This window comes from Humidesulfovibrio sp. (assembly GCF_035560995.1).
Taxonomy (GTDB): domain Bacteria; phylum Desulfobacterota; class Desulfovibrionia; order Desulfovibrionales; family Desulfovibrionaceae; genus Humidesulfovibrio.
Map to the genome: position 1 here is coordinate 1 of NZ_DATMYK010000147.1, position 10,613 is coordinate 10,613.

A 10,613-nucleotide genomic window follows, 5' to 3' on the forward strand; every position below is an offset into this window, starting at 1 on the left:
GGCCAGCACCGGCAAAAAGGAGAGCACCGCGCCGAAGCCGTACACCGAGGCGAAGGCGATGGTGGTCAGGCCGTCCAGAAAGCTCTTGGTGGACAGAAGCGTCAGGTCGCCGCGCACGCCTTCGTCAAGCGGTCCCAGCACCGCCAGCGAGCCGCAGCAGAACACCGTCACCGCCAGCACCAACCCATCGGAAAAACGCGGATTCTTGGCGCGCATCTTGGCCTTCACCCACAGGCTGGCCGCGGTCATGCGGTCTTCCAGGCGCAGCAGGCCGCCCACCATGGCCCCGCAGACGATGCTTGTGATGAGGATCACCGGGCTGTTGGTCTTAAGGGTGAGCTTTATGCCCACGGCCAGCACGGAGAGCCCCAGGCCCTGGAAAATGCAGGCGCGCACGGCCTCCGGCATGCGGCGGCCCAGGGTCATGCCCACCAGTCCCCCCGCCAGAATGGCGCCCGCGTTCATCATTGCGCCCAAGGGCAGCATGTTTCGCTCCTTTCCGTGCGCAGGGCGCACCTGTTCCGGCCGGGAGCAAGGCTCCGGGCCGGATGAATTGTTGTTTTTGTAAACTATTTGCCGCGGCAGGCTTTGAGGTTCTGGCGCGCGCGCAGCAGCACGCGCCTGCACACGCTCAGCTCATGTTCGTCTATGCCCGCGCAGGCCGTGGCCAGAACGCCCTGCACCAGGGCGGCGATGCCCGGCATCGCTTCGCTTCCGGCCGGGGTGAGGTGGACGGTCTTTTCGCGGCGGTCGGACGCGCCTGCCTCGCGCCGGATGAAACCCAGCCGTTCCAGCCCGGCCAGCACCCGCGCGATGTTGGTCTTGTCCTTGATGAGCCGTTCGCACAGCTCCTGCTGGGTCAGGCCGCCCTGGTTCCAGATGTGCGTCAGCGCGGTCCACTGCTCGCTGGTGATGGGGTGCCCGGCCGCCTGCAGCTCCTGGTTGATGCGCCGCAGCACGGCTTTGGAGAACTGCGTGGCCAGGTGGCCGAGGGAATCTTTCAGCATGTAGTGGGTGGTTGTGGCGTCCATATGGTTGCTGTATGCAACCTTTCGGGCGCAGTCAAGGCCGGCGAGGGGGCGAATGCCGGGGATTAGACGTTGGTGGGCTTGCAGACTTCGGGGTTGAGCACCCAGAGGGCCTCTTCAATGGGCAAGGCCGGGGCGCACAGGAAGCCCTGGCCCTGGTCGCAGCCAAGCTCGGCCAGGATCTCGCGCTGGGAGTCGGTCTCTATGCCCTCGGCCACGGTGGTCAGGTGCAGGCTTTTGGCCAGGGTGATGGCGGCGCGCACGATCTCGCGGTCTTCCGCACTGTCGGTGATGCGCGAGACGAAGCTCATGTCGATCTTCAGGCGGTCCAGCGGCAGCCGTTGCAGGGCGCTCAAGGAAGAATAGCCGGTTCCGAAGTCGTCGAGGGCGATGTTGACCCCGCGTTCCTTGATGCGCGACAGAATGTTGGCCGAGGCCTCCGGGTGCTTCATGATGGAGGATTCGGTGATTTCGAGCACCAGGGCCCGGGGTGGCAGGCCCGTGGTCTCCAGCGCGTGGTCGATCTGCTCCGTGAGGCCCTGGCGGGAGAACTGCCGGGGCGAAAGGTTCACGGCCAGGGTGAGGTGGGCCGCGCCGGGCTGGGCGCGCATGAGTTCGGCCATCTCCTTGCAGGCCTGGTCCAGGGCGAAGGTGCCCAGCTCGAAGATCAGGCCGGAGTCCTCGGCCACGGGGATGAACTCCGCCGGGCTCACCAGTCCGCGCGCCGGGTGCCTCCAGCGCAGCAGGGCCTCGAACCCGCACAGCTGCCGGGCCGCCAGGTCGAAGATGGGCTGGTAGAGCAGGAAGAACTCGCCCAGGGCCAGGCCCCGGCGGATGTCGTTCTCCAGGCTCATGATCTGGATGGCGGCCTCGTGCATGCTGGGCTTGTACACCACCACGCGGTTGCGGCCCATCTGCTTGGCCCGGTGCAAGGCGATGTTGGCGTTCCGGAGGATGTCCTCCGGCCCGATGTGGCCCGCTGGCGGGTAGGCCACGCCGAAGCTGGCCTCCACTTGTATGCTGTGGGAGCCGATGTCCATCGGGGTGCGCAGGCTTTCCCGGATGCGCCGGAGGGTGCGCAGCACCGCCCGGGCGGGCAGTTCCTCCAGCACCAGGGCGAATTCGTCGCCTCCGTAGCGGCACACCGTGTCCATGCGCCGGGTGCAGGCCAAGAGCCGCCCGGCCACCTCGCGCAGCAGTTGGTCGCCCGCCTCGTGCCCCAGGCTGTCGTTGATGATCTTGAAGCGGTCCAGGTCCATGAACACCACGGCATAATCGGCCTGGGGCCTGCGGCGGGCGCGCTCCCCGGCCAGGGCGATGCGGTCGAGGCAGAGGGTGCGGTTGGCCAGGCCGGTGAGGGGGTCGTGCAGGGCGCGGAAGAGCAGCTGTTCTTCCATGTGCCTGCGTTCGGTGATGTCGGAAAAAAGTGTGGCGAAACCGTCGGCGCCCCAGGGAGCGGCGGAGATGGCCACATACTTGCCCACCGGAGGCAGGAAAGATTCGGTCTGCAGGGTCTTGCCCGTGGCGGCGACCTGGATGAATTCCTCCAAGTGCGGCGGATAGGGCAGGCTGAAGGCCTCGGTGACGAGCTTGCCGAGCACCTGTTCAGCCGAGACTTCGAAAATGCGTTCAAAGCTGTGGTTCATTTCCTCGATGCGGTAGTCCACCGCCCGGCCCGTGGCATCGCGCACGAAGGAATGCATGGCCACGCCTTCGGCCATGTTGTCGAAAAGCGAATGGAAGCGCCGGGCGCTCTCCACCAGTGCCGCGCGGTCGCGCTTGCGCTGGCTGATGTCGCGGAAGGTGCCCTCGACGCCCAGGATCTCGCCGTCCTTGCCGCGATAGAAGTTGGAGGAGGTGGCCACTTGGATGCTCCGGCCGTCCTTGTCCACCAGCTCGACCTCGAAGTCGCGCACGGCGCCGTGCTCCGCAATGAGCTCCAGCATGCGCTTGCGCTCTTGGGGCCGCCGCCAGAAATGCTCGATGCTGAGGCCCAGGATCTCCTCTTTGCTCTTGTAGCCGGCCAGGGCGACGCCCGAGGGACTGATCATGGTCAGCCGGCCGTCCCTGTCCGTGCGGTAGAACACGTCGGAAATGTTTTCGATGACCGAGCGGTAGCGTTCTTCGCTCTCCTTCAGGGCGGCCTCCGTCTGCCGCCGCAGGACGATTTCCTTTTCCAGCACGAAATGCCGCAGGCCGAAATTGACGCCGAGCACGGTGCAGATGAGCAGCACAACGGCCAAGGGCAGCAGATACAGGACGAAACGCTTGAGGAAGACCAGGATTTCCGATTCCGGCGTGGCCACGCAGATGGACCAGAAGGTGTCCTCAAGGGTGATGGGCAGGTAGACGGCGTGCTTCAGCACGGTTTCCGGGTTCTGCTCGCGCACGCGGTCGAAATGGAACGTGGCTTCGCCCGACTCGCCGCGCAGCATGGCCTCGATCACGCCTCTCATGTCCGGGAATCCCTGGCATATCTCAGTGAAATGCTTGCCCGCCAGGCCGGGCACCGGGCTGTACAACAGCACGCCCTTCTGGCTGTACACAAAGGCGTAGCCTGTTTCGGCCACGCGCACGCCTTCCAGATAGCGGCGGGAAATGGCGTCGAAATCCAGCAAAAGCCCCAGGGAGCCCCGGAAGCGTTCACCTTCGAACACCGGCACATGCAGGGCGATGGTGCGGTAGCCCTGCACAGAGGTGAAGACGTCGCTGGCCGAGGGCGCATGGGAGGCCAGCACGCGCTGGACGTGCTCCTGGTCCGACACGTTGCGGCCGGCCACGGAATTGTCCGGGGTGGAGTAGATGAGCACGCCGCGTTCGTCCACGCGGCTGATGGCCCTGAGCACGCGCGCGTTGTCGCTCAGCATGGAGGCGAGGTAGACTTGGCCCTGGGCGTCGAGGGTGATGACGTTCCGGTTTTGCGCCATGGATTCAGCCAGACTGCGGCTGTGGGCGAAGAAGTCTTGAATGCCCTGGGCCGCCTGCCTGGCCAGGATGCCCTGCTGTACCTGCAGGTGCGAGATGGCCTCCTGCCGGGCCACTGCGTACGCGCCATAGAGCAGGGCACCACAAAGCAGCGTGGCTACAAGGACGGACGAGAAGTACGTAATGCGGCGCATGTCTATGTAGGTATCACTCCAAAAGGGTATAGGTAAAGTGCTAAGCATGCCGTGACACGGGGTGGACCGGCGCACTGGGCGCGAAGCACTTACCAACCGCGCTTGAAACTTGCGGAAGTTGCGCCGCGCCCCTTGAAATGCGCGGGCAAGACATTACAGTGCCTGGGTGCCGGCGCGTCCGGCCTAAGAGTCCGGGGCGCGCGGAGCGCCGCAGCATCAATCACAAAGGGGGGGCATGGTCATGGAAGAAAAAAAGACGGGCGGCGACGTGTTTTTGCGGCGGCTCAAGTGGACGGCCCTGGCCGTGCTGGCGGCGATCATCGCCTGGCAGGCCGTTCCCTTCGGCCTGCGCCTGCTGACGAGCGAGAAGGCCGAACCCCGCGCCGTGACTCCGCGCGGCGATCTGGCCGCCGACGAGAAGGGCACCATCGACCTTTTCGAGCGCTCCAAGGACGCGGTGGTGTTCATCACCACCACCCAGCGCGTGATGGAATACTGGAGCCGCAACATCTTTACCATCCCGCGCGGGGCGGGGTCCGGCTTCGTGTGGGACGACAAGGGCCACATCGTCACCAATTTTCACGTCATCGCGGGTGCGGCCGAGGCCCGCGTGCGCCTTTCCGACGGCAAGGAGCACACGGCGGCGCTGGTTGGCGCAAGCCCCATGCACGACCTGGCCGTGCTGCGCATCGACACCGGCGTGAAGCGCGCCCCACTGCCGCTGGGCACTTCCGCCGACCTCAAGGTGGGGCAGAAGGTCTTCGCCATCGGCAATCCCTTCGGGCTCGACTGGACGCTGACCACGGGCATCGTCTCCGCCCTCGACCGTTCGCTCAAGGGCGAGGACGGCGGAGTCATCCAGCACCTCATCCAGACCGACGCGGCCATCAACCCCGGCAATTCCGGCGGCCCGCTGCTCGATTCCGCCGGGCGGCTCATCGGCGTGAACACGGCCATCTACAGTCCCTCCGGGGCTTCGGCCGGGGTGGGCTTCGCCGTGCCGGTGGACACGGTGAACCGCGTGGTGCCGCAGCTCATCGCCAAGGGGCGCTACGCGCGGCCCGCCCTGGGAATCGAGGTGGACCAGCGGGTGAACGAGACCGCGGCCGAGCAGCTGGGCCTCAAGGGCGTGCTGGTGCTCAGCGTGCGCGCGGGGTCCGGCGCGCAGGCGGCCGGGCTCGTCGGCGCGCGTTTCGATCGCGACGGGGCCTTTGTGCCCGGCGACGTCATCACCAAGGTGGAGGGCAAGGCCGTGGACAGCGTGCCCGGGCTGCTTTCGCGCCTGGACGATTTCCGTCCCGGCGACAAGGTGCGCCTGACCATCCTGCGCCAGGGCAAGGAGGAGGAGCACGTTGTGATGCTCCAGGCCGAGGGCGCGTCCGAAGGCGCGGCGCAGTAGGGAGCGCTTCCGCCGTCGCCGGGCGCGGGCCTTGCGGCCTGGTACCGGGGCGCGGCCAAGGTGTCTAGCGGGTGGCCTTGGTCAGCACCTCGTTCTGATGCTGCTTGAGGGCCAGCAGAGCCTGGTCGCAGGCGGCCAGCAGCCCGGCGTTGCGCTCCAGGGAAAGGGTCAGGGACCGCACGTTGGTGTTCAGCCTGGAGAGGCGCAGCACCTCCAGCGTGGCGGTGTGGTGGGCCTCGTAGGCCTGCGCCGCTTCCGCCGCGCCGGGCGCGCCGCCCAGGGCGGCCAGGGCCTTGCGGGCCTCGGCGTCGGCAGCGTTCATGAGCTTTTCCAGGGCGTCCATCCGCGCCTCGGTCTTTTCCAGAATATGCGGCGCATGCAGGGACTGGATGCGCTGGGCTGCCAGCAGGGCCCTCAGGGCGTTCTGCATGGCGGCCGGGCCGCCCTTGCCTCCGCCTGTCACGCCTGCCAGGGCCCGATCCATGTCGGTGAGAGCGAGCGTGGCCGCACCGAAGGACAGGGCCAGAGCCTTGAGGTTGGTGTTCTGCACCGCCAGCTCCAGCACTTCTTCATCCGCCTTGCGGTAGGCCTCGAAGGCGGTCTCGGTGCGGGTCAGCAGTTCGGCCTCCTGGGGGCGGCCGTCCACCAGGGCGCGGTAGCGGTTCAAAGCCGCTGCCACCTGGCCCATGACCGCGCGGGCGCGCTGGGCGTACTCCTGGGAAAGGGGGTCGGTCTCGGCCATGTGGGCGTTTTTTTCGGCCTCGGCCGCGGCGTACAGGTCCGCGCGCATCTTATCCACCAGTCGGCTCTTTTCCAACTCGCGTTCCAGGGTGCTCTTCATCTCCGGCCTGCTGCCCGCCTGCCACAGGGCCAGCGCCGCCACCGCCGCAAAAAGCGCGGAGACGATGAGCAGCGTGCGCACGCTGATGCGCGGCTTGGCCGGATGCGGCGTCGTGGGGCTTTGCTGGGTCTGTTCCTGCGGCATGGGGTGGCCTCCTGTGCGGGCGTGCCGGGGTGGTCCCGGCGCACACCAGCATATGCCCAAGGCCTTGCGGCCCGTCAATCGGATTGGTTCGCCGGGTTGGCTTGCCGGGAGGGGCGACCGCAAGGCCTTGCCCCTGGCCGTCCTGCTGCGGTTAGTGGCGGCGGGGGATCTGGTCCAGCATGGCGGCGAGTTCCGGGCGCTGCACCGGCTTGCCCAGGTAGTGGTCCATCCCGGCCTTGAGGAAGCGTTCGCGGTCGCCCGCCAGGGCGTAGGCCGTAAGGGCGATGATGGGCAGGCCGGAGCGCGCCGGGTCGTCCAGGGCGCGGATGGCCGCCGTGGCTTCCACCCCGTCCATCACCGGCATCTGGATGTCCATGAGCACGCAGTCGAACTCGTCCGTGCGCACGGCTTCCACTGCCTCGCGTCCGTTGTTCGCGCTTTGCGCCGTGTGGCCCAGCTTGCGCAGCATGAGCAGGGCCGCCATCTGGCTGATGGGTTCGTCCTCGGCCACCAGCACCTTCAGGGGCCGCAGGGCCTCCCCGCCGCCGCCCCGCGCCTTGGCCCGCGTGGCTGGCGCGGCCGGAGCGCTGTCCAGCAGCAGCGTGAGGGCGATGGTGGTGCCAACGCCCACCTCGCTGTCCACCAGGATGTCGCCTTCCATAAGCTCCACGATGCGCTTGACGATGGCCAGACCGAGCCCCGCGCCCTCGAAGCGCCGCACATAGGAGGCGTCCACCTGAGTGAAGCGCCGGAACACGTGGTCGATCTTGTCGTCCGGGATGCCGATGCCCGTGTCGGTGACCATGATGTGCAGATAGAGCTTGCCCGTCTCGATCGGTGAAACCTGGGCCCAGGCCTCCATGCGCACGTTGCCCGCAGGCGTGTACTTCACCGCGTTGCCCACGAGGTTGAACAGCACCTGATGCAGCCGGGCCTCGTCGCCCATGATGCGCTCGGGCACGCTCGCGTCCACGGCGGCGTTGAGGGCAAGCTTCTTTTCCCGGCTGGTCACCAGGAAGGTGCTCAGGACGGACTTGAACAGATCGCGCAGACTGAAGGGCTTGAGGGCCAGGGTGTCCCGGCCGGATTCCAGGCGCGAGAATTCCAGAATGTTGTTCAGAAGCGTGAGCAGCCTGCGCCCGGCCTCGTCGGCCATGCCGGTGAACATCTCGCGCTCCTGCTTGCTCACCTGGCCGCGCAGCAGCTGGATCATGCCGAGCACGCCGTTCAAGGGGGTGCGGATTTCGTGGCTCATGTTGGCCAGGAACTCGTCCTTGGCGATGTTGGCGGCCTCGGCGGCCTCCTTGGCGCGCAGCAGTTCCTGCCCGGCAAGCTTGTTGGCCGTGTTCTCCTGCACCACCGAAATAAAGTAGTCGGGCTGGCCCGCCTCGTCGCGGATGAGGGCCACGTGCAGCCGCACCCAGATTTCTACGCCGCCCTTTCTGAGGTAGCGCTTCTCCAGCTCGTAGGAGTCGATCTCTCCGGCCAGGGTGCGCTTTACCAGCGAAAGGTCCGTGTCCAGGTCGTCGGGGTGGGTGATGTCCTGGAAGCCCAGCTTGAGCAGTTCCTCCGGGGTGTAGCCTACGATCTCGCACAGCTTGCGGTTCACGCGCAGCCAGTGGCCGTCGAGCCCCACATGGGCCACGCCCACGGCGGCCTGCTCGAAGGTGGCCTCGAAGCGGCGCTCCCTTTCGCGCAGTTCCGCGCGGTGTCGCTGACGTTGGGAAAGCAGCCCCTCCACGCGGGCCAGAAGCTCGCTTTCCACAAAGGGCTTTTCCAGGTAGCCCTGGGCCAGGCGCTCCAGCATGCGCACGCGCTGGGTCTCGTCGGACTTGGCCGTGAGCATGATCACCGGGATGTCGTCCAGGGAGGGGTCGCGGCGCATCTCGCGCACCATCTGCTCGCCGCCCATGCGCGGCATCATGATGTCGCAGATGACGAGATCCGGGGAGAGGGCGCGGATGGCCTCCAGGCCCTTTTCGCCGTCCGGCGCGGCGACGACCCTGTGGTTGCGGCAGAGGATGCTGCGCACATACTCCTGCATGTCCGGGTTGTCCTCCACCACCAGCACAAGGCTTTGCGAAGGATCGGTCCCGGACGGCCCCTGCCCACCCATGGGGTCTTCCGGCCGCGCAAGCAGTTCCCGCCCGGCCTGCTCGGCCAGGGTCTTGTCCGGCTGCATGGGCACCGCGCACACTTCCGCGCCGCCGGGGGCGCGCAGGGGCAGGCGCACGCTGAACAGGGCTCCGCCGCCCGGGGCTTCGCCCAGGCTGACGCTTCCGCCGTGCAGCTCCGCGAATTCCTTGACGATGGCCAGGCCGAGTCCTGTGCCTCCGTGGGTGCGCTCCGCGCCGCCGTCCACCTGGCGGAAGCGTTCGAAAACAGCCTCGCGCAGGGCCGCCGGAATGCCGGGACCGGTGTCCTGGACGCGGAGCACGGCGCTTGGGCCGGCGTTCCCGCCAATCTCGTCCGTTTCCAGGCTGATGGAGATGACTCCGCCCGACGGGGTGAACTTGAAGGCGTTGGAGATGAGGTTCACCAGAATGCGCAGCACCTTGTCCGGATCCATCTGGGCGGGCACGGGTCCAACCGCCCGCACGGAGTAGCGGATGTCGCGCTCGGCCGCCAGACTCTCGAAGTGCGAGGCCCCGATGCGGCAGAGTTCCGCCAGATCGGACTCCACATAGCGCATGGTCATGCGCCCGGCCTCCAGCCGGGAGATGTCCAGCAGGTCCGTCACGTGGCGGTGCAGCAGCCGGGCGTTGCGCTCCACGAGCTCAAGGTCGCGGCGCTCTTCCTCGGAAAGGCCGGGGTCGTCGAGCCTTCTTGCCACCGGGCCCAGGATCAGGGTCAGCGGGGTACGCAGCTCGTGGCTCACGTTGGAGAAAAATTGGGTCTTGATCTTGTCCAGCTCGCGCGATTGCTCCAGCAGCTGGGTCACGTGGTTGTTGGCCTCGTTGGCCGTCTGCAGGGCTTCCTGGGCCTGGGCGTTGGCCTGGCGCAGGCGCTCGTGCGAGAGGGAGAACAGCGCTCCCATGCCAAGGAAGATGACGATGGAAATGATGCTGACGGGATTGCTCACCGCGAAGGCGAACTGCGGCGGGATGAAGAAATAGTCGACCAGGGCCGCGGAGAGCAGGGTGGCCAACAGCCCGCCCTTGAGCCCGCCGATGCGCGAACTGAAAAAAACCGCTGGGAAGAACAGAAACCAGACGTACGGCTTGATGGCGTCCCAGAACGTCCACTGCACGGCAAAGGCCAGCAAGGGTATGCTCAGGGCTGCCAGAAGCTGGAAAGTGCTGTTCTTGAACAGTTTCCGCATATTTTTCTGCGTCGCCTCCGCATGTTTTGTATGGCGTCGCGAATATATTGAAACGGGTTTTTATCCTATTGTCCTTCGTATTCCCCCCAGGAGGTCCGGTCAAGAAAAAGCTTCGGCCCCACAGGATGCTGCATCCCATGAGGCCGAAAATAAAGCGGAAATCAAGTGTGGAGGCTGCGTTTTGCCTCCTGGGAGCTAGTCGCCGGTGTCCAGGTCGATGAGACCCAGGCGCGCTGCGTAGCGCACCAGCGCCACCGGGCTCTTTATGCCCAGCTTGGTCAGGATGTTGGTGCGGTGGTTCTCCACCGTCTTGCGCGAGATGAACAGCCTCTCGGCGATGACCGCCGGGGCCAGGCCCTCGGCCAGCAGGCGCAGCACCTGCTGCTCCCGGCGCGAGAGCTTGCCGTAGGAGGCGTCGGCCATGCGCGTCTCCTCGCTGGGGCGCGAAAGAAGCTCCGTCACCACGCGCGGCGAAAGGGAGCCGTCCAGGTACTGCCGTCCGGCCATCACCGCGTCGAGGGCCTGCAGCAGCTGCTCCCGGCTGGATTCCTTGGCCAGGTAGGCCGAGACCCCGGCCTGGAAAGCCGTGGCGATGAAATCCACCTTGGAGTGCATGCTGAGCATGACCACCTTCGCCAGGGGTATCTGGGCCAGGATGTCGCGCGCGAGGTCGATGCCGTTGCCGTCGGGGAGCGAGATGTCCACGATGACCAGATCGGGCCGGATGCTTCTGGCCAGGGCCAGGCCCTCGGCGCAGGTG

The 10,613-nt window shown here is 66.7% G+C and carries 7 protein-coding genes; 1 reads left to right on the forward strand and 6 read right to left on the reverse strand.

All coding sequences use genetic code 11. From position 1 onward, the window contains the following. The 3 genes from VN419_RS05835 to VN419_RS05845 all read right to left on the reverse strand — a co-directional run. On the reverse strand, positions 1-486 hold a 486-nt coding region (locus tag VN419_RS05835), incomplete at its 3' end, for a DUF554 family protein (protein ID WP_325645413.1). A gap of 83 nt (positions 487-569) precedes the next feature. Next, positions 570-1,031, reverse strand: coding sequence for a MarR family transcriptional regulator (locus tag VN419_RS05840; RefSeq protein WP_325645415.1), 462 nt, complete (start codon positions 1,029-1,031; stop codon positions 570-572). 62 nt (positions 1,032-1,093) lie between these two features. Continuing rightward, positions 1,094-4,147: an EAL domain-containing protein gene (locus tag VN419_RS05845; protein ID WP_325645417.1), complete on the reverse strand. Its 3,054-nt coding sequence runs from the start codon at positions 4,145-4,147 to the stop codon at positions 1,094-1,096. Between the two features lie 241 nt (positions 4,148-4,388). On the opposite strand from VN419_RS05845, the gene VN419_RS05850 reads away from it, so the two are divergent. Then, on the forward strand, positions 4,389-5,546 hold the full coding sequence (locus tag VN419_RS05850) for a S1C family serine protease (RefSeq protein ID WP_325645419.1): 1,158 nt from the start codon (positions 4,389-4,391) through the stop codon (positions 5,544-5,546). Between the two features lie 64 nt (positions 5,547-5,610). Here VN419_RS05850 and VN419_RS05855 read toward each other — a convergent pair whose 3' ends face one another. From VN419_RS05855 to VN419_RS05865, 3 genes are all read right to left on the reverse strand, one after another. Next, on the reverse strand, positions 5,611-6,531 hold the full coding sequence (locus tag VN419_RS05855) for a hypothetical protein (protein ID WP_325645421.1): 921 nt from the start codon (positions 6,529-6,531) through the stop codon (positions 5,611-5,613). 151 nt (positions 6,532-6,682) lie between these two features. Beyond that, positions 6,683-9,853, reverse strand: coding sequence for an ATP-binding protein (locus VN419_RS05860; protein WP_325645423.1), 3,171 nt, complete (start codon positions 9,851-9,853; stop codon positions 6,683-6,685). Between the two features lie 195 nt (positions 9,854-10,048). Then, a partial coding sequence (locus VN419_RS05865) for a response regulator transcription factor (protein ID WP_325645425.1) occupies positions 10,049-10,613 on the reverse strand: 565 nt, incomplete at its 5' end.